This is a genomic window from Lonsdalea britannica (genome assembly GCF_003515985.1).
Lineage (GTDB): Bacteria > Pseudomonadota > Gammaproteobacteria > Enterobacterales > Enterobacteriaceae > Lonsdalea > Lonsdalea britannica.
On sequence record NZ_CP023009.1, the window covers coordinates 3,868,752 to 3,895,654 of the forward strand.

The window sequence follows — 26,903 nt, forward strand, 5'->3', positions numbered from 1 at the left end:
TGACTGAATCGCGTACATCCTGAGCCTAGATTAAACGCCGCCGTTTTTCGCTAACGGTAGTCCTCTGCTGACCTAGGCTCCAAAGCTACTGGAGTGAAGCCAATTCTAGAGAGTAACGTGGTACGGTAGACCTATAATAAAACCCTGCTTGAAGGCGACCAACCGTAACTCGGTATAAAAGCACAATCAGACAAGCCTTCAGCACATAGTCCACCAGAAAAGAAAGTATTTATTTTATGTTGTTATGCTGAGATATAGATCTCATTTATCTCAGCATGAATTAAAAATATCACCTTACCAGTTTTATTTTACCATCTACAATAGAGAAATAAGGATTGTATCCAAACACAACTTTCCCTTCTTTATTTTTAAATCTCAAGGGAGAATGCTGATAATATCCCACACCTAACCGAAAAAGACGTCCATCCCGGTATTTTATCAGGTGATATTTATCCCATTCGATAGGCATTGGTGTCAGTGTTTTGTCGACAACGTGTTGAGGCAAATCTGTAGAGGAAAATATCACCCCCGTATTCGTCCCCTCTGCAAAAGCCATCTCCTGATTTGAAATTTGTGTAACTTTTTTCAGTCCTTCGATATCACGATCTTTCATCATTGCCCAAATATCCATATAGGCGGCCTTAATTTTGGGCAAATCGTTCTCAGTCACAGAGGTTGCATTAATCCATGCCCAGCGGGGCAACCCATCAATTTTTAATTTTCCTCTGACCTTATAAAAACCATAATCTTGTTCATTCCTTGTATAACCTTCAAATACCTTTGAGCTGTTGGCTCTCGCAACAGAATCACTTGCGGTAATCTCCTTATTCTCACTCACACTTAACTTAAAATTAGCGATTTCTTTGCTAGAGGTCGCCGTATTTTTCGTGACAATAACTTGACAGGATGAATCTGAAAATAGAGTTTTGGGATTTTCATAATCCTGTGGTCCCATTAGCAGTTCGATATCATTGTCACCATTTTCTAAAAAAGCCGTCAGGTTAAAACCTGCTGACATTGTTCCTTGAGAAGCCAAGGTTGTATCAGCGGCAGAAAGCTCATTAACTCTTAGAGCACACGTACTTTTATTTGATTTAAAAGAGAACAAATATTTTTCTTTGATCATGTTTTCAGCCCTGGCTGGGAATAACGTTATCAAAATAACAAGGTTAAATGATATTAAGCCGATATTTCGAATCACTTTTTTCCAACTTATCATGAATCACCCACTCCTTTTCGCTTTTGTTTTCTTCGTCAGGCCTTTTTATACCGCCGTTATTTTTTGGAAATCCCGCCCCTTCTGTATCAGAAGTATCAGGTGAAGACGATATCCCAACGGTGTAACTAACATATACTTTGGCTACAATTCCATTATGGTAAAATACCAGATCTAGTTTATCTTTTGTAGGTGCATCTAGCCCTATACACCCTTCTGCCACAGCTTTACCACCGATTGTTAATGCGCCGTTTGCGATATAGAATCGCACTCCTGCACGAACATTTGCTTCTGTAGTCAACGCTAGCTTTACTTCTGCTAATTCATCCTTTTGCCATTCCCACTCATTCTTCGCGTCAGATTTAAATACCAGTGTGAAATTGATACTTCCTTCTGTGATAAGCCAAAATTGAGTGCCAAAAAAAGCAGCATTACGGCCCTCTTCATAAGCCTGTTCTTGGGACATCAATCTTTCGCGAACCGCCGCTAATAAAACATCTGCAGAATACCAGGCGGCAAATGCCTGAAGAAGATCCAGTGTAATTTTCATTCCTATAAGCGGAGATAAACCCAGAGACAACTCTCTTTCAATATAAATATCACCAGAGGTTTCATCTTCTTTTAATTCCCCATTAGCATTAATAGTAATAGCTGGATAGATAATTTCCGTATCTATTAAAGTTATTTCCTCACTCCCGCCTTTTCTCGTAGATAGTGCTTTCCTGACAAAATCAATAGATTTTAACGACTTATTTAGTAATGAAAGACTACCAGCCTTTTGCTTAAAATCTTTTTTCATCGAAGATGAATAATCATGAGCGGGATTATTACCTAATGTGTAGGTAAATTCTCCACCTAATTCCAAGGAGTGACTTATTTCCTCCTTAGGGCGTTTTGTCCAACCACGACTCCCACGCTGTGGATTTCCATTGATTGTATTTTCTTCTTTAGCCTTTTGTTTTCGTTGCCGTTCAGTAAACTCGGTAACTGTCACATCAGTACCAATAATCACGCTGGCATCCCAGCTAAATGCTGGATAAATAAAAATTTGTGTGCGAAATGCATCTCTGGAAGGTAAGCTAAATATTTGTGACATGGTATTTAGAAAAAGCAATGACTCACTAACAAAAGAGTGACCATTACATTGTCCAACTCGCAAAGTATATTGCGCCTTAGGTAACAATGCTCTGATACTTTTCGAAAAAACATACTCTCTCAGGAAATCAATAGCATTGTGGGTTGAAAAAACAGCTTCTTTTCCTTTTCCATAGTCACATACATAATTTGTGAGGCCGTTACTGAAAGCTTTAGGTGTGCTATTCCCCGCAGAATCATAAAGAATGCCACGAGGGCACAACGGATTATGTGAAACACAGCCTTTCCCTGTCAGATAGAGCGAAATAGGAACACCATCTCCAGTTGCATCGATGGACTCTACCGTTGTGACAAAATCAGCCTGATTATAATCAAATGTTCTAGATTTCACTTTCAATGAAAATGCATGAATGCAGGTGTCTGGATTGTCGCAATTACATGATGGTGATCCTGCCGTCAAACTTATCATATTTCCCCTTATAAGGGCACGCAGCCCAATTCCCTGAGTAATAGCACTTCTGCTTTAAAAACGCCTTTTTTCTCTTCGTTACAGAGTACATTTTTGAAATCCGCAGGAATGTCCTCCAGAGTCAGGCAATGACGAGAGTGAAATAACTTAAATAACCCACGAATACTTCTATCATCAGTAATTCCCTGCTGTTTCAGCCAGAAAAATATTTCACCAATTTTCTTTAAATCAACCGACTTGTCTTCACTCTCATGATTTTTAATTTTTTTAACCAACCCTTCGATATAGCGTTGCTCAAAAATAAGCGTTAACTCATCCATCTGCACTGGCGAGAAACGCATGACTTTTCTCCTTGAAATACTTTCCAAAGGAAATTGTGCTTTCAATTCGGCAAATCTTTCGCACCGTTGCGTTCCCTGCCAGTTCGTCATTATCGCCTCTATGGGACCGAGAAAAGAGTGCCTCTCCCATTCAGAAAGTACGGTTAGTAAGGGCCAGATATTCCGCGGGTCATAAAAACGAAAAAAAACCGGCTTTTCTTCCCCGGGAATCTGAACATGTAAATACTTGCGTAAATGCTGACGCAGCGTTTTCATATTTGCCCGACTTTCAAACTGTATTCCCCAGGGAGTTTCGCGTAGTGCAAGCCACTGAATTACAGCTTCATCAGCTCTCACCAAATGCGGAGCTAATCGTCCAATCTCTTCTGGTATTGGCTCTGCATATAAACTGGCATGTGGAGGATCAAATTCTTCCAGCATAAGAAATAAGTCAGGTTCCGCTGCTGCATCCACAATTGCCCAGCTGGTTATTTCACTCATCTTTTTTCTCCTTGGCCGGGCAATGCGCCACAAACATCGTTCCCTGAGCCGCCGCCGCTTTCAATATCGCGGGCTCTGCGGGCAGCGACAAATCTCCGGGGCTTCCCCCTGAATTTAAGTTGATAGCCGCTCCTTTGATATCCACACCGCCTGAGTGCACAACAACAAAACTGCCCCCGACTCGGAGCGTCAGTTTACTGCCGCTTTGCAGCGTCAAATCCCCATTGCTGTCTACACTAAAAACACCGCTAATTTTCTGGGCCAGATCGCCTTTTACCTGTATACCCTGGTCACCCTCAGTCAACATCAGATTGTTGCCAGTGACTTTCTGATCCTGATTGCCCTCTACCGTCACTTTACGATCGTTGGCAATAACCAGCTCATCATCGTGACCGATACTGGAGGTCCGATTATATTCAACGCGCTCATCCTTGGAGTTGAGCACCCTCACCGCCATATTTTTCTGTGCGTGAATGAAGATCTCTTGTTTGTCGGCTTCATCTTCGAAGCTCAGTTCATTAAAGCCTTTACCCTTATGAGTGTCAGAGCGAATGACAGTACGTGTTTTATGCGTCGGTAAGGGATACGGAACTGGGTTAGTGGCATGAAAGGTTCTTCCCGTCACCAGCGGCTGGTCCGGGTCACCTTCCAGAAAACTCACCACCACTTCATGGCCGATGCGCGGAATGGCCACCATGCCGTACTGACCGCCCGCCCAGCCCTGACTCACCCGCACCCAGCACGAGCTCTGGTCGTCGCTCGCGCCGTAACGGTCCCACGGGAACTGCAGCTTCACCCGACCGTATTCATCGCAGTAAATCTCCTCGCCTGATGGGCCAACCACCGTCGCGATTTGCGGACCGTCTACCATCGGGCGGTGCGGCATCGCGGGTCGCCACGTGGTGCTGGCCTTGACCACGCCGAAGGTGTTACTGAGCGTGGTCGGCTCGCCGCCGCCTTCTTCTTCCAGCGCCTGCGGCTGGGTGCCGATGTGGGTCACGTTTACCACCTGCCAGGCGATGTTCAGCATCGGGTTCGGGTGCTCCGTCAGGGTAAATGCGCTCCCTGGCATCAATGCCCCGGCGTTTGAACTGCCCTGACCGGTGACCGCATCCGCCCGCAGCGCATCCAGCCGATGGCCGCTGAACGCCTTGCCGCTCGGGTCTTTTTTGAAGCGCCCCGGATAGTCGTAGTGCTGGTAGCTCTCACGTTGATGGTCTAACGCTTCACCTAATTTCTTGTGGGACAGGCCGTAAGCCGGGGTTTTGAAACTGTAGTCCTTCAGCTCCACTTCCGCCGTGCGCACCGCTTCCCGGTAGTTAAACTGGCGCACATACGCGCCTTCCGACAGGCCCTGACTGGCGAGGTTGAAGAACAGGTCCGGGCCTTTGCCCAGCGCCACCGCGTCGTCCGCGAACACCACCCGGTGTTTACCGGCCTCGAATTCGTGGAAGTAGAACAGCCCTTCTTCTGCCGCCAGACGCTCGATAAACGCCAGGTCGCTCTCCCGGTACTGCACGCAGTATTCCCGCTGGGCGTGCTCGTTGCGCAGCGCAAACGCGAAGTCGGTAATACCGGCTTCCTGCAACAGGATGCTGATAATATCCTCCGGCTTCTGCGCCTGGAAGATGCGGGCGTTGGTCCGCAGTCCCAGCCGCCACAGCGCCGGGCGCACCACCGCCTGATAACGCGTGCGTCGAAAGCCGGTGTCGCCCTGACCGAACTCGCTGATGATGCCGCTGACCCGCCGCTGTAGCTCGCCTTCGTACCACACCAGCAGCTCGCACGGCTGGTCCAGCACCTCGCCGAAGTCCACAGCCGGCAGCGCGCTCGCCAGCGACAACCCCAGCGCAAAGGGTCGGTTCAGCCCTTCGTCCAGCTGAAAATCCACTACCGAGAATGTGCTCTCCGGCAGCGCGCCTATCGTTACGGTAAACTGAAGCCCGGTCATGCTTGCCACGTTATCCCTCTCCTTTTTCCCTGACGCCACGGCTACCGCACGCCCCGGAGTGTGGCTCCGTGCGCCCGCGATACCGCCGTGATGGTGGACGGTACTTTTGTGTGCTTTTTATCTTTGTGCTTTTGCTGTGGCCTGGGTCTGCCCACGCCGCAACATCCGTCGATGATGGCGGTGGTGACCGCCAGAAGTGGAAAACCCGGGCCAAAGGCCCGGGTGGTCGGCATTACGCTTCGACCGGCGCACGCCAGTCATCAGAACCAGAGGTCCCGGCAACAGTGTGTTCCCAGTCGATTTTACGGTAGGACAGAGACACCTGGATCAGCTGGGTGTAGTCCAGTTTGGACGGATCCTGGCAGTGCGGCATCTGGCAGTCGATATCCACGATGGTCGCGTCGGTCAGCGTGGTGGAGAAGAAGTGCTCCTGCTTACCTTCTACCGAGGTGCGGTACCATTTCAGGGTCACGGTCGGCAGCATTTCGCCGGACGCCAGGGCGTTGTACATCAGCGGGACGGCTTTGTTCAGCGCCACGGTGAATTTGAACGGCTTGTGCACACGCTGGCCGGACGGCTGACCGGACTGCGGGTCGGTCGGTACGGTCACAACGTGGTTGAATTCCTGCACCAGCATTTCGTCTTCGTGGCCCTGCACGTAGATGTTGCCGACAGAGTCAGAGGTGAAAGCACCGGCGGTGATGTTGCCCTGAGTTTTCCCTTCAATGCTGATATAACATGGGGTTGGCATAGTCATGCTCCTTGTTGTTGAACGGTTTTTTACTTTCGCCGCCCAACAATGCAATGATCATGCCAACTTCTATCCCTCTGTTTTATAAAGGAATTTAAAATACGAATTTTACCCTATCCAATACTCGCGCAAAAACTTGCGCAGAATGCGCAGATCGTTTGCAAACATTGCGCAAAAAGTGATTTATGCTGGAAAGTGCGCAAGAAGTTGCGCAGATTTGGCAATTATTCCATATGTTAACTACTTTGAGGCTCACGGAGAAAATAACTCAGCAAAATGATGAGACCCATTTTTGTCACGCAATTGACACAAAATGTCATGTGTTTCGGGAATGAAAATATGAGCTTTCAAGTACTTAGCAAGCGACAAAACGAAGAACCCTGAAAAGATCGTTACAAATCGTGTCACTTTTTCTTCCCTCTGCGCACCTCATTATAACGTCCCAAAAGCCCCGTAGATTCTTCCTCGATAGCAAGCCTGACATGGCAAGTTAATGGTGAAATATACGATATTCCGGCTAATTAGAAGCCATACAGCCATTTTCTCCCCAAGAGAACTCAGATTATCGTTGCCCAAAAAATGTGAGTTTATTTCCTTGGCGGACTCATTTTTTGACGCGTATTCCTGCATTTTTTTGGCACTAATTTACTTAATCCTACCTTGATTGACAGACGCGTTAGTCATAAGGTCAAAAACAGCGTAGAGGGAAAGGGAAACAGCAACGCGAGTTACGCCAATCACCTCCATCCGCAATCGCCTGTATTTGGGAGTGCCGGATTTAACGTCCGTCTCATAATGGCAGTATTCATTTCGCGGACTTGGTTTGAGTCCGTCGTTTATCGATGAGAACTATGGCTAATCAATCTATTTCTCCGTCTGAGAATGACCCGCGTCATCAGGACGACAACCCGCAGAACCACACCCCAGACAGCGCTCCCACGGAACGCAAAACGCCCGGCAAGAAGCCGCTGATTATTTTGGCTATTGTCGTGGTGGTCATGCTGATCATCGGCCTGTTCTTCTGGCTGACCAGCCGCAATATCGAAACCACCGATGACGCCTTTACCGACTCCGACGCGGTCACCCTCGCCCCGAAAGCCTCGGGTTACGTCACTCAACTGTCGGTGAAAGATAACCAGTTCGTTAAACAGGGCGACGTGCTGGTGGTCATCGATCCACGCGATAACACCGCGCAGCGCGATCAGGCGCAAGCGCAGCTGGGACTGGCGATGGCGCAGCTGCATCAGGCGCAAGCCGCATTGGATCTGGCGAAGGTTCAGTATCCCGCGCAGAAAGATCAGGCGCTGGCGACGCTCGCCAAAGCGCAGGCCAACTACCTCAATGCGCAGGAAGATGACAAACGTCAGCGGGGCGTCGATCCGCGAGCCACGTCGCAACGCAACATTGACGCCGCCAGCGCGCAGTTAAGAAGCGCCCGCGCGGAATGGGAAAGCGCCAAGGCACAGGTGGAAGTCGCCTCGCAGGTCGCGTTGCAAATCCGCCAGCAGGCCACCAACGTCGAAGCGCGTCAACGGCAGGTTGAACAGGCGCAGGCCCAGCTGAATACCGCCAACCTTAATTTGTCCTACACCGAGGTTCGCGCGCCCTACGACGGATTCATCACTCGCCGCAACGTGCAGGTCGGCAGTCTGGTCCAGCCGGGCACGGCGTTGTTCTCTCTGGTGTCCCCGAACACCTGGATTACCGCCAACTTTAAAGAGTCACAGCTGGAGCGGATGCGGCCCGGCAATAAAGTCGAGATCAGCGTAGACGCATGGCCGGATATGAAGCTCGAAGGCCATGTCGACAGCGTGCAAATGGGATCCGGTTCTCGCTTCTCCGCGTTCCCGGCGGAAAACGCCACCGGCAATTACGTGAAAATCGTGCAGCGCGTTCCGGTGAAAATCGTCATTGATAAAGGGCTGGATCCGCAAAGACCGCTGCCGCTGGGTCTGTCGGTTGAGCCCAAGGTGACGGTGGAATGAGCCAGAACCAGAGTTGGCAGCCGGCCGGGAATCCCTGGCTAGTCGCCATTACGGTCACGCTTGCGGTGTTCATGGAGATCCTGGACACCACCATCGTCAACGTCGCCCTGCCGCATATCGCGGGTTCGCTGTCCTCCAGCTATGACGAGTCGACGTGGGTGCTGACATCCTATCTGGTCGCCAACGGCATTGTGCTGCCTATCTCGGCGTTTCTGAGCCGCGCCTTCGGCCGTAAGCTCTTCTTTCTGCTTTGTATTGTGATGTTCACCATCTGCTCTTTCCTGTGCGGTATCGCAACAGAGCTATGGCAGATCATTCTGTTCCGCATCTTGCAGGGCTTCTTTGGCGGCGGCCTGCAGCCCGTACAGCAGTCGGTGCTGCTCGATTACTTCAAACCGGAAGATCGCGGTAAAGCCTTTGGTCTCTCGGCGATTGCGGTGATCGTCGCGCCCGTCATCGGGCCGACGCTCGGCGGGTGGATCACCGATAACTACAGCTGGCGCTGGGTGTTCTTCATCAACATCCCCATCGGCATCCTGAGCGTGCTGGCGATTTATCATCTGTTGGAAGATCCGCCGTGGGAACGTAAGTCGGCGAAGGGCAAACTCAGTATCGACTACATCGGCATCAGCCTGCTCACGCTGGGGTTGGGCTGTCTGCAGGTCATGCTGGACCGCGGCGAGGACGACGACTGGTTCCATTCCAACTTCATCATTACCTTTGCCATCCTGACGGCAATCGGACTGGTGGGGGCGATCTACTGGCTGCTCTATGCCAAAAAGCCGGTGGTCGATCTCCACTGCCTGAAAGACCGCAACTTCGCGGTGTCCTGCTTGCTCATGGCGGGCATGGCGCTGGTGATGTACGCCAGTGCGGTGGTCATCCCGCAGCTGGCGCAGCAGGATTTGGGCTATACCGCGACCTGGTCGGGGATGATCCTTTCGCCGGGCGCGATTCTGGTGGTGCTGACCATCCCGTTAGCGTTGAAACTGATGCCGCTGGTGCAGACTCGCTGGATGATTGCGTTCGGCTTCTCCACGTTGGCAGCCTCGTTCCTGTATTCGTCGACGCTGGCGCCGAACGTGGATTTCTACACGCTGATATTGATGCGTAGCGCCCAAACCATCGGACTCGGTTTCCTGTTCGTGCCGCTCACCACTATCGCCTTCGTGTCCATTCCGCAACGGCTGAATGCGGATGCGTCCGCCTTGTTCACCATGTGCCGTAACGTGGCCGGGTCGATCGGCATTTCGCTGTCCACGGCGATGATCACCGAACGGCAGCAGGTGCATAGCGCCAGCATGGTCCACACCATGACGCCGCTTAACGAACCGTTCAATCTCGCGTTGGAGCGGTTGACGCACGCGGTCAAAAATTTTTCCACGATGGCGGGCGATCCGATGTCCATCGCCACCGGCCAACTGTATAAAGAGATGATTGCCCAGGCGCGTATCCTTGCCTACATAGACGTTTTTACGGGCCTCAGCATTATCGCTCTGCTTCTCATTCCTCTTTGTTTGCTGCTTTCTCCCATCAAGAGCAAAGGCAGTGCTGGAGCACACTAACATGAAGGTTTCTTCACCCTATTCCTATTCACGAGCCGGAACGGTGATCGCCGTCTTGCTGGCGCTGTCGGCCTGTAGCGTCGGCCCGGATTATCAGGCGCCAAAACCCGCCACGCCGGGGTCGTTCAACGATATGGCGTCCGACAGCGCATCGAAACCACTGGCGGCGGACATCAACCCCAACTGGTGGAAAACGTTTAACGACCCGCAGTTGGACAGCCTGATCGACCGGGCGATTTCCGGCAACCTGTCCTTACAGCAGGCGGTACTCCGGATCGCCGGTTCGCGTCAGCAGCTGAATCAGGCGCGCGGAGCCTGGATGCCGTCGGTCAACGGCAGCGCCTCGGCACAGCGACGTCAAATGGGTCTGAAAGGGCTGATGGAGTCACACAATGTGTACGGTCAGGTAGATCAGGTCGATCCCAATCTGACGTCATCGCTTGATAGCCTGACCCAACCCGTCGGCCTGTATCAGGGGAGCTTCGACGCCTCTTGGGAGCTGGATCTGTGGGGCAAGGTACGTCGTCAGGTCGAAGCCGCCGATGCGCAACAGCAGCAGTCGATAGAAAGCCGGAATGATGCGCTGGTATCGCTGGAGGCCGAAGTCGCGAGAACCTATCTGCAGTTGCGCGGCGCGCAGGCCGCGCACCAAACGCTGGAAAGCCAGATAGCGATAGCGCAGCAGACGCTGGAACTGACGGAAAGCCAGCAGCGCAACGGCCTGTCTCCGCAGATGAACGTGGAAAATGCCCGCGCCCAGTTGAGTTCGCTGCGTGCACAGCTGCCGCAGTATCTGGCGCAGGTGCAGCAAGCGATGAACGGGCTGTCCGTGCTGACCGGACAAGTTCCGGGGACGCTGGACCATGAACTGACAGCCGTGAAAGCTCTGCCGACGCTACCCAAGGCCGTGCCGGTCGGTGTACCGTCGACGCTGGCGAGACGCCGACCGGATGTTCGTCAGGCGGAAGCACAGCTGCATGCCGCCACCGCGAATATCGGCGTCTCCATCGCGCAGCTGTTCCCCGACCTGTCGCTGACCGGGCAGCTCGGCATGCGCAATACGGATTTCAGCTATATGGATAACTGGAGCAGCCACTTCTATAGCTTCGGCCCATCGGTTTCCATTCCGATATTCCAGGGCGGCCGTCTGGTCTCCGGCGTCAAACTGGCCCGAGCGGAACAGGCCAGCGCGGCATTGGGCTACCGTCAAACCGTGCTTACCGCCTTGCAGGACGTGGAAAACGCGCTGATCAGCTACCGGACCGACCAACTGCAGGTTGAAGAGCTCGATCGCACCGTCGAAGCGCAACAAAATGCGTTCGAACTGGCGAGTGACGGTTACAGCAAAGGTCTGACGTCATTTATTGAGGCGCTGGACGCACAGCGGCAGCTGGCGCAGGCGAAACAGCAGGCCATTATGGCGCGCGTGCAGACCAATCTGGATCTCGTGGCGCTGTATAAAGCGCTGGGCGGCGGCTGGGAATCTTACCAGCAGGTCAAACTGCCGGAGTTCCCGGTCTTCGGTCCAGCCGAAAGCTAATCTTTGCCATCAAGGCGGTCTGTTGTCACGGCCGCGCTGTCCCTCTCTGCCGCCAGACGTGTCTTCGTGCTGGCGGTTTTTTATCCCCCTTCCCTGCTCTCTGCGAACGGCCATACATCCTGCAACCCACGGCGGCATAACGTCGAGGGTCCGCGAGAGAGTGTCGGCGGACCGAGGCGCGTTCCTAAAGGAATGAGGGCCACCGGTTCACCACGGCAGAGCGCCATACAATGCAGTACACTGAATAGGACAATATTCTCTCTTCCAACTCTTAGCGATCAGGTACGGGTAGAAGCATGTTATTGACTTTATTAGCGATAATCGTGGTATTCATTGTCATTCCCGCCGTTTACCTTCATAGGCCCGAGTTTGTCAAAATCAGTGTTCCGGAAGTGAAAGCAAGCGACTCGGACCATTATCAGCAAGGCCAGTTTCACAACCTCGAGGCCACCCCCGTCTTTACCGGTAGCGGTAATTTTGCCACGTTGATGCTGGACTTTATCCTGCACGGCAACCCGCGTCGTCGCCCTAAACAGCCGCTCCCGACAGTCAATACGTCGCTGTTGGCGTTGCCCGCCGACCGGGACGTCGTTATCTGGCTTGGTCACTCCTCGTTTTACGTGCAGCTGGCGGGAAAGCGCCTGCTGGTCGACCCCGTGCTTAGCCAAAACGCCGCGCCGGTCCCATTCGGAAACCGCGCCTTTCGGGGCACTAATCCCTTCACGCCGGCCGATATGCCCAACATCGATTATTTGCTGATGACCCACGACCACTGGGACCATCTGGATTACGCCACCCTGATTGCGCTCAAGCCCAAGGTAAAACAGGTGGTCTGCGGGCTGGGCGTGGGCCAATATTTTCGCGCGTGGGGATTCGCTCACGAAAGCGTTCATGAAGCTGACTGGTTTTCCGAACTGAAGCTGGGGGATGGCATCGACATTTCGCTCTTGCCCGCCCGCCATTTCTCGGGAAGATTATTCAAGAAAAACCAGACGCTGTGGGTGTCTTTCGCTCTGCAAACGGCTGAGCGGCGCCTGTACTTCAGCGGAGACTCAGGGTACGGCGCGCATTTCAAAAAGATCGGCGAGCAGCTCGGCGGTTTTGATTTCGTCGCGCTCGACAGCGGTCAATATGACGAACGCTGGTCGCACGTTCACATGCGACCGGAAGAGGCCGCTCAGGCCACGACGGACCTGCGTGCGCGAGCCCTGTTGCCCGGCCATATTGGTAAGTTCGCGCTGGCGCAGCATGACTGGAACGATCCGTTTGTTCGTATCGACAAAGCCAGCGAGCGTCATGACTGGCGGCTATTGACGCCGATGATCGGCCAACCGCTGTGGCTGGACGACAGCGAAACGACGTTTGAACGCTGGTGGGAAAAAGTCCCTCGCTAATTGTTTCCCGATGCCCGCGGGGATAATCAGCGAGGGAAAATGCGTAGGTGATCGGGCGGAACCCAAACGCCAGGCGATGTGGCGCGGGTATACTCGGGCGCTTATGAACCGCTCACTTTCCCTCATGGTTTCTCATGGACGGTTTACCAATCACGTCTGACTGAGCACATTGCCATTCCAGACATCGCCACGATTAATCACATGAGCATTGTTATAAGCACTGGCCATGTTTTTATTTTTCAGCGGACCCCAGACATTATTCCACGGCATAAAAAACGTGGCCTGAGGATAGGCAGAGAGAATGACGTCCACCATATTGCCATAATCCAGTTGGCCATCGAGCGTCAGCGGCCCTATTTCCGGAAAGGCAAAGGGTTTATTGAGATCCACCATTTCCTGATAGCCGTATAACGTTTGCGGATTATCTAAATACATGTCCAATCCGGTAATATCGACATAAGCATGGCCGGGATAATAGTCTGATTTATATTGGCGGTGCGCATCCGGTGAATAGACCCACAGCAAATTATTGAGCCCTTTGCGATAGGTGAAATAGTTGAACATATCCTGATAGAGCATTTTATACAGTTCCATACGCACGGTGTCGCACGTTTCATATCCGGACGCCCCCCACCAAAACCACTCGCCATTCATTTCATGCAAGGGCCGATAAAACACCGTAATACCACGACGATTTAATTCCATCAGCCCCTCGGCGATGCGATCCAGTATTGCCAACCAACGCTGCCGCTCATCGGAGCCAAACGCCAAAATCCGCGAAAATTGTTCATTACTGATCGGCTGTTTCAGCGCACCTCCCCCGTTCCCGGATTGTTCCCCGCATAAATAGGATTCGGCAGATGATGACTGATAGCCACTAACCCGCCCTTCTCCCAGTGCTTGATCAGCTCGGCATTGCAGCCATAGTCGATCAAACAGGCCTCCTCGCCCGGTTCGGTAATATCCCAACCGCGCGCGTAATCCGCGCCGTAAATCGCAGGAAATTGCCCCGTAGTCGCGCAAATCGCTTCCGCCTGCCGCATTGAAAAAGCATCTTCGCCGGTAATATGGGTGTACCCGCCAAACGCGCCGGAGATCAGTTTTTTATTTGAACGCGACGGTAAATCGGCGAGCCAGTGATAAATACGGACTGCGGTATCATCCGCATGTTCATTCGCAGTATTTAATTCTGTTTTATCGTTCATGGTCATACTCCTCATTATTAAATCATGGCTTAATATTCATTTCCGCTATACTTAACGCGGTCTAATGAGGGTATCACTGCCAATAGCGTATTAAATAAGCAGTGGTTGTGTCGGAAATAGCACAACACAATCTCCTTGAATTATTTCCGTAAAAATATCGAGCGCGGGAAATAAACTCGAAATTGAATTAATGAGATGGGTACAGTTTTGTAGCTATCGAAAGTAACGATAGTTTTAAATCACTCATGATTAGTGCGAAGGATAATGACGCTCTAGCGATAAGAGATATTATCTGTTGGGTGAATCACGGAATGACTCTTCGGAAAAATAACCTTTCCACTCACATATCCCCCAAGATCCACCGTGAATCAATGATTGAGTACTCCGCGATATCTCAGACAATCGACATTAAGGCTGTAAAAGCAACAGGATCGAGGCGGTCACCCACAGCGCCGTCGTGGCTAATAGCGCTCTACGAAAGAGTCGCCTGACGCCCAGATAACGCTCGGCCAATGTACGTGTCTTTCTCCCCGGCTTTAGTGACCATAACTGTGACATTCCCTTATCGAAATCGGCGAGATGGTTTTCACTCGTTATCAGTTGAAAAAGTCTTTCATCAAGCCATAAACGCCAACAAAAATAGTGAGTAATGAAAAACAACGTAAGCAGCAACGCACAGTATGGCGAAGAGAAGAAATGGCACGCAACGCCCAGAGGTGGGAGCGTTAACAGCGCCAGATAACGCCAGCTCGACAGATGGATTTGCATGATGCGATTCGTTAACGCGCTGTTCGGCATAACCGCTCCTGAAACTGTTCCAACACCCTGAGATGGCGCGGTGTTAACACCACCTGTGGTCGATGAGCGCTGGTCAACTCGACGGCGTCTTGCACGTTGGAGACGATTCTCTCCGCCAATAACCACGCGGCGACAACCACCGCGCTACGGGATAAACCGAGAGCGCAGCAGACCAAAACGGTCTCGTGGCTTTGCCGTAACTGATTTAATGTCATGACGCACTGATAGAGCGTTCGCTCGTCCGGCGCGACCAAATCCATCAGTGGACAGGCGTGCCAGACAGAGGGGGCTACACGATGAAACTCAGCGGTGAGATCCAACACGGCGCTCTGTTGAACTTCAGTCAGAGGAAAAGCCCCGAGGTAAATACCACCATGAATGGCCGAAGTGTGAGGTAAACGCCGACAAAACATGTATTTAGAAAGCCTTGCGCCCGCTAAATAAGGCAGCAGAAGTATCCGTGCGGACAGCGATAATCTCCCCTGCGCGTTTTTTTGGAAAACGCCGACGCCCACCCCGGCATAACCCACAGCGACAATGAGCGTCGAAAGTGCTGGCCACAGCGCTATTTCGCCGTAAGGAATCGTCAATCCAACAGACAAAAGCACCATCCCACTGGCCGTATAGAGCGCCGACAGGCGCACGGCCTGAGCCGATGGCCGTCGCCAACACCATCTTCCCGTCATCGGGATCGCATAGCTGATAATCACTGCGGTGATGACCCCGCTGATGACATCAATGACGTGATGTTGCCAGGTGGTCAGAACTGAGAGGGCAATCAGGAGAAACCATGCGCCGGATATTGTTTTTGCCGGCAAACCGCTCAGATGCTGCCGGAAACGCAGCCACAGCAACCACGTAAGAATGATATGTAATGACGGCGCCTGATTATAGGGAAGATCGAATTGCGCCAACTGGCGAAATAGCCAGCCAAAGATCCCCTCAGTATCAGGACGCACAAAGGTAAATTTCAGCGGGAATAATAAAAATCCGCAACATGCGATGAGCGATGCCGCCAATAACCGGTATCCATGCCGCGTCAGCTCTTGTTTTGATGAGCCAATAAACAGGGAGATGCCGTACAGAATATCAATGCTCCAATAGGGTACGATGGTCCACGGCATAAACGGAATGGCATGTTCCCAGCTAAAGACGCTGCCACCCACGTCCGGCCTGGCAGCCGTATACTGATTCACCTGACCGTAAGTCAGAAAAAATAGCGGCCCCAACAGTAACAACCAGCACAGTCCATTTTTCCAGCGGCCAAATGGAGGGGTTGAGACAGCGAATTCAGTCATGCTGTTTTCTTACCGCCATCGATACGGTAAAAATCCCATACTCATCGATTAGTTGAGCGCACTTTTCAAAGCCGGCCTGTTCCACCAGACTATCTATCTCGTTTTGAGACCGGACCCGCATCACCCAGGGGGTGTTATTGCGGTGACTGGTTAAGGTGTAGGCGATCGTTTTGAGCTGAGGATGCCAGGGCTGTCCAGTGTAAATCAGCACGCCGCCCGGCGGGATGGCCGCAGCCAGCCCTGCCAGAGACCTTTCCAGTAAGTCATTAGCCGGAAAAAGCTCATACAAACCGGAGACGATCCCCAACGTTGGCGCGGGAGCGATGGAGGCCAGAGAACCGTCATCAAAGGCATCGCCTAGCCTAAATTGCGCAACCGGACTCAGCCCTCGCGCTTCAATCATCGCCTGCCCTTTCGCCACATTCAGCTCGCTATAATCCCGCAGCAAAATACTCTCAATATCAGGCTGATGTTCCAGCGCATCCAATACATAGCGCCCATGCCCGGCGGCGATATCGACAACGCGTATCGGCAGATTTTTTTCTCTCAACGTCGTCAAGGCTTGTTGGATCATTTGCTGGATATGAACTTTGCGGATGCGGATACCGCGCCAACCGATGCTGTTGAGATAATAACGGTCAATGAGACGCCCCAAGATACCTTTGCCTTCTGGGATGTTGCGATAGACATAGTCGAGGGTGCTGCCAGAATCGAAGCCGGTATCAAACCCCAACTGCATGCCTGTTGAGCGAGTGCCGAGGGTTCGCATGACGTAATTCAGTGCGGTATAGCATCCCCCTTCTAACGAAAGCGGCTTTGGCGGTACCTGCAATTCACGATACGCATCGGCGCTGGGGCTCCAGCGATCTTCGTAACGGTAATCGAACGTCTCAACGTCACGGCTATAGAGGCGCGAAATGAAATTTCGCATTTTATCGAAGGCAATGTGCCGATCTTTCTCACCCAACGTATCGTGATAAAAGCCCGGTAAAACATGCTGCTCTTTTACGGCGCTGCGCAGACGCGCATAGAATTGTTTTTGCGGCTTGGTGCGCACAACGAAGTCATCGCCAGAGATCAGTAGTTGGGTAGGCAGCGTAATCGCTGAAGCATCAGAAACGATGCGTTTAGAGGTGACATTGAGGTCCAATAAAATATTGACCGCGATTTGCCGCGAAATCAATTTGTCCTGCTCAAAGCTGGCGATACGTGCCGGATCGTGGCTCAGCAGCTTCCCTTTCACATAGGAATTGACATAAAACAGGCCACGAATTCGCTGTAACAATCTCAAACCCGCATGAGCAAACGGCACGTAGAGTTTGACCTTAAACGCCGGCGACGCCAGCACCATACCGCGAATTTTGGGCGCATAGTCATGCACCCACGTTGACACCAGCACCGCTCCCACGCTTTGTGCGACTACAACGATATCTTCGCCACTGACATTGGCATTCGACGCCACAAAACGGACAAACTCATCGACATCTCGCACTGAGCGGGCGAGGCTCGGACTGTAGCCCCTCTCGCCGGGAGACATCCCGTGACCGCGCGCGTCCCATGCGTAAAATTGCGTGTCCGGCATGTTCAGTTCATCGACAACATGCTGCAATCGCCCTGAATGCTCATGTCCACGGTGAAATAGCACGATGACTTTACGCCCCTCTCCGACTAAAGCGGGCCAGTGTCTGAAATACAATGACGTATTATCACTGGTTAAAAAACTTCCATCCTGAAATAGACGAGCATCCTCACTCATGATATTTCCCTTGTGACATTCTGCTGGAATGTAAAAAGCCATTTAAGACGTTATCTTTTGAAAAATAAGTCACAGGCAAAATAAAGATGCGGTATGCAATAAGGTTCATGAGCACACCTTAATAATATAAATAGTAATAAAAATGGAAAAACAATGGCGCGGTATACATTAGCGAGTCCAGGCGGTCTAATATGCCGCCGTGCCCGGGCAATAAATTACCGGTATCTTTAACGCCGGCGTCGCGTTTAATCGCCGACATCACAACATCACCGCAAAATCCGCCGACGCCGATAATCATCCCCGCGCCTAATGAATAAAGCCAGTTCATCTGCGTCAGCACCGGGCCTAATATCGTGGCCAGCAACATCGTCGTACCGATTCCCCCCAGCAGTCCCGCCAGGGTTTTATTCGGGCTGACGGTGGGCGTCACCTTGATTTTTCCCAGCGACTTACCCCAAAGATACTGTGCGATATCGTTGAGTTCCGTCAACGCGACCAGAAAGATGACCAACAGCGATCCCTCACGGGCGCCCTCTTTCGGCAACACCAGTAAAAACGCCACGTGGCTCAGTGCAAACACGGTCATCATCATGCCCCAATGCATCACCGACACCGAATGCAAAAAACCTCGGGTATTGCCAATGGCGACCATGCGAGCAGGTAAAATCAAAAACAGATAAACAGGAATAAAAATAAGGAACATGCCATACCACGACATGCCGATTAAAAGATATTGCAGGGGGATAGCCGCATTCATCCACAAGAGAGGACTATTTGGGGAGGGCCGTATGAGGGCCAGACCGGTATATTCTTTTAACGATAGAAAGCTGAGCAATCCAAAAAACGTCAGAGCGAGCCATTTCGGCGATACCATCGCTAAAGAGAACAGAATAACGATGATCCACCAGCTGTTCATCCTCTGCTGTAACTCAACCCAATCTTGCTGAGGACGACATTTTTGCAGTAGGAGTATCGCTATTGTCGCCAAGAATAAAATGCTGAATATACCGCCCAGACAATAATATAACGTGTGGGTTGCGCTAGGCATCTCTGGACTCCAATGCCCCACGGCAACGGTTAATGCAGGTCCATATAAGTAATAAAACTGCAATCATCAATACGATATTCACTAAAACAGCATATTGCGCCCAGATGGCGATGCCGAGGCCTAATGCGCCAAAGAGAAATGCGCGATCGCTTTTCCCCAGTGGGCCACGATAGTTTCGCTGATGCGTTAATGTTTGAGTGAGGACACCACAAAACTCCGTTAGCCCGGCAAGCAAAACGACAAGGACAACCCACCCCGGCCAAACGCCTGACAAGAAAGCGAACGGGAGGTAGAGCGCCGCGTCGGAGATAATATCCCCCACTTCATTCAGCACCGCGCCCAGCGTTGTCTGTTGGTTAAATTCCCGCGCCAGCATGCCATCCATCGCATTCAGCGCCATACGAAAGAACAAATATATCGGCAGGAAACCGAACAGAACAGGCACCGGATACAACATCAAGACACTGCCCAGAGCCACCGAGAGCCCCATCGCGAGCAGCGTCACCTGATTTGCCGTGATTCCCCAACGATGTAATGTCACGACGATAGGCCTCAAAAGGCTTTGAAATTTCGGCTTAATATCATACAGCGTCACTCGACAGCTCCTGTCCATGGTGAGGATTATGCATCGCTCTGTTCCCTGAATTGCCTAGCGTGGTTATGCGCTGAGTGATGATCGTCTGGAAAACAGGATGTAGCTCCTCGCGGGGAAACGCACATTGCGGACATTCTGTGTCCCTACGACATCAAGAATGAAGAGAGCCGATAAATGTGGCCCTCCTTCGGCATTCACCGTCGAGCGTCTTTTCCTCGGTAGTCATCACGCTATTCCACCATCGCCACTATGCCGAGGACGTGGGTTCTAATCAACTTTAATGTACTCATCTAATGCCATTTTTATCTGTTTGCGCTAGGGGTTTGCCGGTGGCATTTCGGGGGATGAAGCTTGCTTGTCGGCCTGATAAGTCTTGTCGGGCGTGAGGGGAGTCATTTAACCTCCCTCTTCCGAATCTATTCCAATCATCGTGAGGAAAATGGCCTTGGGTTGGCGAACTCTTTTGCTTAGCAGCCAGCAGATTTTTAGCCAGATTCAGCTGGCGTCACTTACCTTTCCATGCGGGGATATACCCAGTAGGAAGGCGGCTTTGACACGCCCCCCTGACTTGGGCTTAAACACTATTCTTCCTATCACAGTTGCATTTGTCTTTCTGCTTACCCTTTCGCTAATTTGTCCCGATATATGATATATCTGCGAATAACGTCTCCGTTCGCCCCTACCTAGTCCACAAAATATCCTCTTCGCCAGAAGTGGCTTCCCTATGACCTTAACTCCAAATATTTAGTAAAAATAAGTATATAAATCTAAGAAGAACTGGCACCAATATTGTATTTTTTCTATAGATGCAAAAGGAGATTGAAGGTAGAATATCCGCCAACAATGCCACCATTTAAAACAGGTTGAAAAATGAATAAAAGGAATTTTATCCACTATGGATTATACTTAGTCATAGCTACAATCATATCACTTATTTACTATAAAATAAGTCAAAGAATAAATATAAATTCTGACATGGCTTCCGGCTTCCTTGCTGCTATCGATGTAAGCAAGGGCAATATATTTCTCAAAGGTTGGAGCCTCTCAACTGTCCCATTTTATTTTACAGAAATAGTTTGGTATTCATTAGTTATACTTATTGGTGGGTATCACTATATGTATAACTATGCATTACCGGCAATATATTTGGCAATCTTATGCACACTGATAATAATGTGTTGTGATAATAAAAAGACAGGGTTTTTTCTTACATTTTTCTTGCTGGGATCACCCGGTTTATTCTTGGCGAGCAATATATTAGTACCGGTAATTCATATCGGAGCATACATTTTCAGTCTAATATCTTTATTGCTTTCAATAAAATACATAAAGGATGGAGCAGGATTCCTGCTTATAATTAATTATTTTGTACTCACTATGGTTTTTTTTAGTGATAGCATTTCTTTGTTTATAATACTTTTCCCTTTTCTAACCGTCTTTTTTATCAATTTTCTTCAAGGTAAGACACATAAGCGTTGGTCTACACTTACTTTTGTGTCCTTATTTTCATATGCATCATCATTGATGATATGGACTTTATTTAAAAAATACGGATTTAATGTACCGGGATACTCATCTCCCACATTTGTATCGTTAGATACTTTTTACAGTAACCTTAATGTATTAGTTGAAGGTTTTTTACGCTTACAGGATGCTTTCTTTTTTGGTACAGACCCACATAATCGTGAAACTGTATTTATTTGTTTATCTTTTTCATGCCTTGTTTATATTGCAGCCATGTTTTTTTTAAAGTTAAGAAAAGCAAAAGAATTTGATAACATGGACTTTTATCTTTGTTCAGCAACTTTTGTTATGCCTATAGCTTTTGTAGTAAGTAGCGTAAATGTTGGTGTGTCATCAATAAGATATATAATCCCATTCTTTATCTTTATAATAATATTTATTAGTAGAAAAAATGATGCGATAACTTCAAAAAAAAGATTAAATAGCCTTGTTTTTTCAGTGATGCTTGTCACATCAATTTATAGTATTTACAACATGTTAAATACTCCCAAAGCTGTTAATCAAATGCACAGCGTTTCTGATATTATCAAAAAAAATGGTCTTAAAAAAGGTTATGCTGAGTTTTGGCATGCCTCATCCATTTCTGTTTATGATGATATCCAAGTCGCGCCAGTTTATTATGATGGCACCAAATTGATCAAGATGAAGTGGCTTAGTAAAGATGAGTGGTATAACGCAGGAAATAATTTTGTCATTATCAATAATATTGATATTGAGGCGACTGTTGTCAAGCAATTTGGTAATCCAGACAAAGTGATTGAGGCTGAAGGAGTGAAGATATTCATTTGGAATAAAAATTTGATAGCTTCAGATAGTTGATAACCTAAAAAAATTTAACGCCAACGTTTCAAATAGCCCCCACCTATTGGGGGCTTCATACCAATTCAAAACTCTTTGGCGCCACTCTCTAATCATAAATATGATTTATTAGTAATCGTAAATAACCTAATTAGATTTGACTTCATAGCCTAGCAATGGGCAACTTACAAACTGTAAGTGACCCTGACCCTAAATCCTGCTCCATTCAAACACAGAATTTGGACTGCCCCAGCCACGGTAGACAATCCTGCCCTATATTTTGAGCATAGGAGGAGCGTATGGGCATACCACGATTTACATCTGAATTTAAGGAAGAGGCCGTCCGGCAGATCACTGAGCGTGGCTATTCCGTTGCTGAAGTTTCCGACCGGCTGGGCGTCTCCGCTCACATCCTCTACAAGTGGCTACGCGCCATAAAACCCGATAATAGCGAGCAGCATGCAAGGGATCTCCTCGAGGCTAAAAGCGAGATCCTCAAACTTCGTGCACAACTAAAACGCACCGAAGAAGAACGAGATATCCTGAAAAAGGCCGCGCGGTACTTTGCAAGGGAGCCCGACTAAAGTACCGCTTTATTAATGAGCACCGCGCTGAATGGGGTGTTATGACGATGTGTCGGGTACTGAATGTTGCACGGACTGGCTTCTATGCGTGGCTGCATAATCCTGTGTCCGAGCGTGAACGGGATAACCAGCGCCTGCTGACGCTTATCCGGGATTCGTATGTGCTGAGCGGCGGCGTGTACGGTTACCGCCGGGTTCATGGCGATCTGTGCGAAATCGGAGAACGCTGTGGTAAAAATCGTGTGGGCCGCATTATGCAACTGAACCGGATCAAGGCAGTACGTGGTTACAAATCACCCCGGCGCATCGCCGGCAGGCCTTCCGTGGTGGCGCCTAACCGGGTGCAGCGGGCATTTACCGTGGTGAAACCCAATCAGGTATGGGTAACGGATATCACCTATATCCGTACCTGGCAGGGCTGGCTGTATCTGGCGGTGGTTATCGACCTCTTTGCCCGTAACGTGGTGGGGTGGTCGATGAAACCAACGCTGTCACGCGAACTGGCACTGGACGCATTGATGATGGCGGTATGGCGGAGAAAACCGGAAAGTGAAGTGATAGTGCATAGCGATCAAGGCAGTCAGTATGGCAGCGACGACTGGCAGCGTTTCTGCCGGGCCAACCACCTCACGACGAGTATGAGTCGGCGTGGGAACTGCTGGGATAATGCGGTGGCGGAGTCGTTCTTCAGTTCGCTAAAAAAAGAGCGCATCAGAAAACGGATCTACAAAACCCGCGCGCTGGCCCGGGCCGATATCTTCGATTACATTGAAGTCTTCTACAACCGGGCCCGGCGCCACAGTCATCTCGGCGGCGTCAGTCCGGAGGCCTTCGAACAGGCCTCGTCGTGAGGACAGAATATGTCTACTGAGGTGGGGCAGTCCAATAGGGCAGGATTGTCTACCGTGGTAGGGGCAGTCCATATTGAGTAGTTATAACGAAATGAGATCGTTCCAGCCGGAGTTACCGCAACATACAAACCATCACGGTCATTAACTTTATAGAGTTTCTCCTTCGGCTTAAGGTGACGCAGCCTGGTGCCAGTCAACATGGTTTATTGTTTCCCTTTATCAATTAATACCATGTTGTAAAAACCCCAGAAAATTTATTTAACTATCTGTTCTTAATTGAGTTATAAAAAATAAATACCATAACTCAACCGAAATTTATCACATGGTACTTTTTCAAATTTGAATTCAAAACCAGAGAGTACCATCAAAAATTCCATTGAAAAAACCGTGCTTCCCGTTACTAACAGCTGCCAGAAAATGCCAGAGATAAAAACAAAAAAGCCCGCAATTACGCGGGCTTAGAGGTGTTTTACTGCTTTTACGTGCAGGCTGTTGCCAGACGTTAAATCATTCCCACTCAATCGTCGCTGGCGGCTTGCCGGAGACGTCGTAAACAACGCGGGAGATGCCGTCCACTTCGTTGATGATGCGGTTGGAAACACGGCCGAGGAACTCGTACGGCAGGTGCGCCCAATGCGCGGTCATGAAGTCCACGGTTTCTACCGCGCGCAGAGAGACGACCCAGTCGTATTTACGGCCATCGCCCATTACGCCCACAGAGCGAACCGGCAGGAAGACGGTAAATGCCTGGCTGACCTTCTGATACAGGTCGGCTTTGTGCAGTTCTTCGATGAAGATGGCATCGGCACGGCGCAGCAGGTCGCAGTACTCTTTTTTCACTTCGCCCAGCACACGCACGCCCAGACCCGGCCCCGGGAACGGGTGACGGAACAGCATGTCGTGCGGTAAGCCCAGTTCCAGGCCAATTCTGCGGACTTCGTCTTTGAACAACTCTTTCAGCGGTTCAACAAGGCCCAGCTTCATCTCTTTCGGCAGGCCGCCCACGTTGTGGTGAGATTTGATGACGTGCGCTTTACCGGTCGCAGACGCGGCGGATTCGATCACATCCGGATAAATGGTGCCCTGAGCCAGCCATTTCACATCCGTCAGTTTGCTCGCTTCCTCGTCGAACACTTCCACAAACACACGGCCAATGATTTTACGCTTGGCTTCCGGCTCATCAACACCCGCCAGCGCGCTCAGGAAGCGCTCTTCCGCCGGGACATGAACAATGTTCAGGCCGAAATGGTCGCCGAACATTTCCAGCACCTGATCGGCTTCATTCAATCGCAGCAAACCGTTGTCCACGAAGACGCAGGTCAGGCGGTCGCCGATGGCGCGGTGCAGCAGCATCGCGGTGACAGAGGAGTCAACGCCGCCGGATAGGCCAAGGATGACTTTATCTTCGCCGACCTGCTCACGAATGCGGGAGACGGCATCGTCGATGATTTTTGCCGGCGTCCACAGCGCTTCACAACGACAAATCTCGAGGACGAAACGTTCCAGCATGCGCTGGCCCTGGCGAGTGTGCGTCACTTCCGGGTGGAACTGTACGCCGTAAAAACGTTTTTCTTCATTCGCCATAATGGCAAACGGGCAGGTATCGGTACTGGCTACGGTCTCAAAACCTTGCGGGATCGCAGTGACTTTATCGCCGTGGCTCATCCAAACGTCCAGCAACGGTTCGCCCGCCGCGCTGACGGCATCCTGAATGTCCCGCACCAGCGCGCTGGCAGACTTCACTTCCACCTGCGCGTAGCCGAATTCACGCTGATTGGAGCCTTCAACTTTTCCGCCCAGCTGCATCGCCATGGTCTGCATGCCGTAGCAAACGCCCAACACAGGAACACCGGCCTGGAACACATATTCAGGCGCTCGCGGGCTGTTGAACTCGGTGGTGCTTTCCGGGCCGCCGGAGAGAATAATCCCGTTCGGGTTGAATTCACGAATCTGCGCTTCGGTGACATCCCATGCCCAAAGTTCGCAGTACACGCCCAGCTCACGTACGCGGCGAGCGACGAGTTGCGTGTATTGCGAACCGAAATCCAGAATAAGAATGCGGTGTTGATGAATGTTTTCTGTCATGAGAGGCGTATTCCAATACGGATAGAAGCGAATGAAAAATAGAACCCGATAAATATTACCGGGTTCTGTTCGTTAAATCAGCCAACAAAAGCGCTTAACCTAAGCGGTAGTTAGGCGACTCTTTGGTAATGGTAACGTCGTGAACGTGACTTTCCTGAATGCCTGCGCCGCTGATGCGGACAAATTCAGCCTTGGTGCGCAGCGCGTCGATGGTCGGGCAACCGGTCAGGCCCATGCAAGAACGCAGGCCGCCCATCTGCTGATGAACGATCGCCTTCAGGTAACCTTTATAGGCGACACGGCCTTCGATACCTTCCGGCACCAGCTTGTCAGCTGCGTTGTCTGACTGGAAGTAACGGTCAGAAGAGCCTTTGGACATCGCGCCCAGAGAGCCCATGCCACGGTAAGATTTGAACGAGCGGCCCTGATAGAGTTCGATTTCGCCCGGAGACTCTTCCGTACCCGCCAGCATAGAACCCACCATGACACAAGCCGCGCCCGCAGCAATGGCTTTGGCGATGTCGCCGGAGAAGCGAATACCGCCATCGGCAATCACCGGAATACCTGTGCCTTCCAGCGCGGCAACCGCGTCGGAAATCGCCGTAATCTGCGGTACGCCTACGCCGGTTACGATACGCGTCGTACAGATGGAGCCCGGGCCGATACCGACTTTAACTGCGTTAACGCCCGCTTCCGCCAGCGCTAATGCGCCAGCGCCGGTGGCGACGTTGCCGCCGATGATCGGCAGTTCAGGATATTTAGCGCGTGTATCGCGAATACGCTGCAATACGCCTTCAGAATGGCCGTGAGAGGAGTCGATCAGCAGAACATCGACGCCAGCGGCGACCAGCGCGTCGATACGCTCTTCATTGCCTTCGCCCGCGCCTACGGCAGCGCCGACGCGCAGACGACCGCGCTCGTCTTTACAGGCGTTCGGTTTGCGTTCCGCTTTCTGGAAATCTTTAACGGTGATCATGCCCTTCAGGCGGAACTGGTCATCGACGACCAGCGCCTTCTCGATACGGCGCTCGTGCAGTTTGTGCAGCACGACTTCACGATCGCGCGCTTCACTCTCGCTGACTGTCACCAGACGCTCTTTCGGCGTCATCACAGCGCTGACCGGCTTGTTCATATCGGTCACGAAACGCACGTCACGGCCAGTGATGATACCGACGAGTTCGTTGCCTTCCGTCACGACCGGATAACCCGCGAAGCCGTTACGTGCGGTCAGGTCTTTCACCTGCTGCAAGGTGGTTGCCGGGGTGACGGTCTGCGGTTCTACCACGACGCCGCTTTCGTGACGTTTCACGCGGCCGACTTCTTCCGCCTGACGCTCAATAGTCATGTTCTTGTGAATGAAGCCCAGACCGCCTTCCTGTGCCAGCGCAATCGCCAGAGCAGATTCGGTTACCGTATCCATGGCGGCAGACAGCATAGGGATGTTCAGGCGAATGTTTTTCGTCAGTTGAGTGCCGAGATCGGCCGTGTTGGGAAGTACGGTAGAATGTGCAGGAACGAGCAGGACATCATCAAACGTCAATGCTTCTTTTGCGATACGTAACATGGGCAATATC

Annotated in this window: 20 protein-coding genes and 1 pseudogene; 6 read left to right on the plus strand and 15 right to left on the minus strand. The window is 50.9% G+C overall.

Annotated elements, in window-relative coordinates:
• Window positions 1-289 precede the first annotated feature (289 nt).
• The 5 genes from CKQ53_RS17675 to CKQ53_RS17695 form a co-directional block, all read right to left on the minus strand.
• Window positions 290-1,219 (minus strand): IdsF, encoded by a 930-nt coding sequence (locus tag CKQ53_RS17675; protein ID WP_094117342.1) that lies wholly within the window; start codon window positions 1,217-1,219, stop codon window positions 290-292.
• Window positions 1,170-2,780 carry a hypothetical protein gene (locus CKQ53_RS17680; protein WP_094117341.1) on the minus strand — a complete coding sequence of 537 codons (1,611 nt, stop codon included), beginning with the start codon at window positions 2,778-2,780 and terminating at the stop codon, window positions 1,170-1,172. The genes CKQ53_RS17675 and CKQ53_RS17680 overlap by 50 nt, the downstream gene beginning before the upstream one ends.
• A gap of 8 nt (window positions 2,781-2,788) precedes the next feature.
• A complete protein-coding gene (locus CKQ53_RS17685) occupies window positions 2,789-3,601 on the minus strand; it encodes a DUF4123 domain-containing protein (protein WP_118895253.1) in 813 nt (270 codons plus the stop codon).
• Window positions 3,594-5,561 (minus strand): type VI secretion system Vgr family protein, encoded by a 1,968-nt coding sequence (locus tag CKQ53_RS17690; RefSeq protein WP_118895255.1) that lies wholly within the window; start codon window positions 5,559-5,561, stop codon window positions 3,594-3,596. Before CKQ53_RS17690 ends, CKQ53_RS17685 begins: the two co-directional genes overlap by 8 nt.
• Window positions 5,562-5,784: 223 nt before the next feature.
• A complete protein-coding gene (locus CKQ53_RS17695; protein WP_118894653.1) occupies window positions 5,785-6,303 on the minus strand; it encodes an Hcp family type VI secretion system effector in 519 nt (172 codons plus the stop codon).
• A gap of 851 nt (window positions 6,304-7,154) precedes the next feature.
• On the opposite strand from CKQ53_RS17695, the gene CKQ53_RS17700 reads away from it, so the two are divergent.
• From CKQ53_RS17700 to CKQ53_RS17715, 4 genes are all read left to right on the plus strand, one after another.
• Window positions 7,155-8,288: an HlyD family secretion protein gene (locus CKQ53_RS17700; RefSeq protein ID WP_409359769.1), complete on the plus strand. Its 1,134-nt coding sequence runs from the start codon at window positions 7,155-7,157 to the stop codon at window positions 8,286-8,288.
• Window positions 8,285-9,853 carry a DHA2 family efflux MFS transporter permease subunit gene (locus CKQ53_RS17705; protein ID WP_094118787.1) on the plus strand — a complete coding sequence of 523 codons (1,569 nt, stop codon included), beginning with the start codon at window positions 8,285-8,287 and terminating at the stop codon, window positions 9,851-9,853. Before CKQ53_RS17700 ends, CKQ53_RS17705 begins: the two co-directional genes overlap by 4 nt.
• Window position 9,854: 1 nt before the next feature.
• Window positions 9,855-11,393 carry an efflux transporter outer membrane subunit gene (locus CKQ53_RS17710; RefSeq protein WP_094118786.1) on the plus strand — a complete coding sequence of 513 codons (1,539 nt, stop codon included), beginning with the start codon at window positions 9,855-9,857 and terminating at the stop codon, window positions 11,391-11,393.
• A gap of 296 nt (window positions 11,394-11,689) precedes the next feature.
• The gene (locus CKQ53_RS17715) at window positions 11,690-12,787 is read left to right on the plus strand and encodes an MBL fold metallo-hydrolase (RefSeq protein ID WP_085653606.1); all 1,098 of its coding nucleotides are present in this window, start codon (window positions 11,690-11,692) and stop codon (window positions 12,785-12,787) included.
• Between the two features lie 150 nt (window positions 12,788-12,937).
• On the opposite strand, the gene CKQ53_RS18945 is transcribed toward CKQ53_RS17715, so the two are convergent.
• The 7 genes from CKQ53_RS18945 to CKQ53_RS17745 form a co-directional block, all read right to left on the minus strand.
• The gene (locus CKQ53_RS18945) at window positions 12,938-13,558 is read right to left on the minus strand and encodes a glycosyl hydrolase (protein WP_276330733.1); all 621 of its coding nucleotides are present in this window, start codon (window positions 13,556-13,558) and stop codon (window positions 12,938-12,940) included.
• Window positions 13,559-13,593: 35 nt separating this feature from the next.
• Window positions 13,594-13,992, minus strand: coding sequence for a glycosyl hydrolase (locus tag CKQ53_RS18950; RefSeq protein WP_276330734.1), 399 nt, complete (start codon window positions 13,990-13,992; stop codon window positions 13,594-13,596).
• Between the two features lie 408 nt (window positions 13,993-14,400).
• Window positions 14,401-14,790: a hypothetical protein gene (locus CKQ53_RS17725; RefSeq protein WP_094118784.1), complete on the minus strand. Its 390-nt coding sequence runs from the start codon at window positions 14,788-14,790 to the stop codon at window positions 14,401-14,403.
• The gene (locus CKQ53_RS17730; protein WP_094118783.1) at window positions 14,772-16,088 is read right to left on the minus strand and encodes a phosphatase PAP2/dual specificity phosphatase family protein; all 1,317 of its coding nucleotides are present in this window, start codon (window positions 16,086-16,088) and stop codon (window positions 14,772-14,774) included. Before CKQ53_RS17730 ends, CKQ53_RS17725 begins: the two co-directional genes overlap by 19 nt.
• Window positions 16,081-17,844, minus strand: coding sequence for a bifunctional alpha/beta hydrolase/class I SAM-dependent methyltransferase (locus CKQ53_RS17735; RefSeq protein WP_094118782.1), 1,764 nt, complete (start codon window positions 17,842-17,844; stop codon window positions 16,081-16,083). Before CKQ53_RS17735 ends, CKQ53_RS17730 begins: the two co-directional genes overlap by 8 nt.
• A gap of 118 nt (window positions 17,845-17,962) precedes the next feature.
• Window positions 17,963-18,892, minus strand: a complete 930-nt coding sequence (locus CKQ53_RS17740; protein ID WP_094118781.1) for a phosphatidate cytidylyltransferase — start codon at window positions 18,890-18,892, stop codon at window positions 17,963-17,965.
• The gene (locus CKQ53_RS17745) at window positions 18,885-19,487 is read right to left on the minus strand and encodes a CDP-alcohol phosphatidyltransferase family protein (protein WP_085653610.1); all 603 of its coding nucleotides are present in this window, start codon (window positions 19,485-19,487) and stop codon (window positions 18,885-18,887) included. Before CKQ53_RS17745 ends, CKQ53_RS17740 begins: the two co-directional genes overlap by 8 nt.
• 870 nt (window positions 19,488-20,357) lie before the next feature.
• Between CKQ53_RS17745 and CKQ53_RS17750 the strand changes: the two genes are divergently transcribed.
• Together CKQ53_RS17750 and CKQ53_RS17760 are read left to right on the plus strand one after the other, a co-directional pair.
• Window positions 20,358-21,830 carry a hypothetical protein gene (locus tag CKQ53_RS17750; RefSeq protein WP_094118780.1) on the plus strand — a complete coding sequence of 491 codons (1,473 nt, stop codon included), beginning with the start codon at window positions 20,358-20,360 and terminating at the stop codon, window positions 21,828-21,830.
• A 278-nt stretch (window positions 21,831-22,108) separates the two neighbouring features.
• Window positions 22,109-23,244, plus strand: a protein-coding gene (locus CKQ53_RS17760) for an IS3 family transposase (RefSeq protein ID WP_208640018.1) whose coding sequence is annotated in 2 segments (ribosomal slippage) — window positions 22,109-22,355 and window positions 22,355-23,244 — 1,137 coding nt in all. Because the reading frame shifts where the segments join, the coding sequence is not laid out codon by codon here.
• 71 nt (window positions 23,245-23,315) lie between these two features.
• Here CKQ53_RS17760 and CKQ53_RS18600 read toward each other — a convergent pair.
• From CKQ53_RS18600 to guaB, 3 genes and pseudogenes are all read right to left on the minus strand, one after another.
• Window positions 23,316-23,444: pseudogene (locus tag CKQ53_RS18600) on the minus strand (Arm DNA-binding domain-containing protein); the annotation flags it as partial.
• Window positions 23,445-23,751: 307 nt separating this feature from the next.
• Window positions 23,752-25,329 (minus strand): glutamine-hydrolyzing GMP synthase, encoded by a 1,578-nt coding sequence (guaA, locus tag CKQ53_RS17770; protein ID WP_094118777.1) that lies wholly within the window; start codon window positions 25,327-25,329, stop codon window positions 23,752-23,754.
• A gap of 94 nt (window positions 25,330-25,423) precedes the next feature.
• On the minus strand, window positions 25,424-26,893 hold the full coding sequence (gene guaB, locus CKQ53_RS17775) for an IMP dehydrogenase (RefSeq protein WP_099045422.1): 1,470 nt from the start codon (window positions 26,891-26,893) through the stop codon (window positions 25,424-25,426).
• Window positions 26,894-26,903: the final 10 nt, after the last annotated feature.

Excerpts from the sequence above, each read along its gene's own strand:
- CKQ53_RS17710 (WP_094118786.1), top strand. The coding sequence starts at position 9,855 with ATGAAGGTTTCTTCACCCTATTCCTATTCACGAGCCGGAACGGTGATC.
- CKQ53_RS17730 (WP_094118783.1), bottom strand. The coding sequence starts at position 16,088 with ATGACTGAATTCGCTGTCTCAACCCCTCCATTTGGCCGCTGGAAAAAT.
- CKQ53_RS17685 (WP_118895253.1), bottom strand. The coding sequence starts at position 3,601 with ATGAGTGAAATAACCAGCTGGGCAATTGTGGATGCAGCAGCGGAACCT.
- CKQ53_RS17725 (WP_094118784.1), bottom strand. The coding sequence starts at position 14,790 with ATGCCGAACAGCGCGTTAACGAATCGCATCATGCAAATCCATCTGTCG.
- CKQ53_RS17675 (WP_094117342.1), bottom strand. The coding sequence starts at position 1,219 with ATGATAAGTTGGAAAAAAGTGATTCGAAATATCGGCTTAATATCATTT.
- CKQ53_RS17680 (WP_094117341.1), bottom strand. The coding sequence starts at position 2,780 with ATGATAAGTTTGACGGCAGGATCACCATCATGTAATTGCGACAATCCA.
- CKQ53_RS17750 (WP_094118780.1), top strand. The coding sequence starts at position 20,358 with ATGAATAAAAGGAATTTTATCCACTATGGATTATACTTAGTCATAGCT.
- CKQ53_RS17705 (WP_094118787.1), top strand. The coding sequence starts at position 8,285 with ATGAGCCAGAACCAGAGTTGGCAGCCGGCCGGGAATCCCTGGCTAGTC.
- CKQ53_RS17735 (WP_094118782.1), bottom strand. The coding sequence starts at position 17,844 with ATGAGTGAGGATGCTCGTCTATTTCAGGATGGAAGTTTTTTAACCAGT.
- CKQ53_RS17700 (WP_409359769.1), top strand. The coding sequence starts at position 7,155 with ATGGCTAATCAATCTATTTCTCCGTCTGAGAATGACCCGCGTCATCAG.
- CKQ53_RS17740 (WP_094118781.1), bottom strand. The coding sequence starts at position 18,892 with ATGCCTAGCGCAACCCACACGTTATATTATTGTCTGGGCGGTATATTC.
- guaB (WP_099045422.1), bottom strand. The coding sequence starts at position 26,893 with ATGTTACGTATCGCAAAAGAAGCATTGACGTTTGATGATGTCCTGCTC.
- CKQ53_RS17695 (WP_118894653.1), bottom strand. The coding sequence starts at position 6,303 with ATGCCAACCCCATGTTATATCAGCATTGAAGGGAAAACTCAGGGCAAC.
- guaA (WP_094118777.1), bottom strand. The coding sequence starts at position 25,329 with ATGACAGAAAACATTCATCAACACCGCATTCTTATTCTGGATTTCGGT.
- CKQ53_RS18950 (WP_276330734.1), bottom strand. The coding sequence starts at position 13,992 with ATGAACGATAAAACAGAATTAAATACTGCGAATGAACATGCGGATGAT.
- CKQ53_RS17715 (WP_085653606.1), top strand. The coding sequence starts at position 11,690 with ATGTTATTGACTTTATTAGCGATAATCGTGGTATTCATTGTCATTCCC.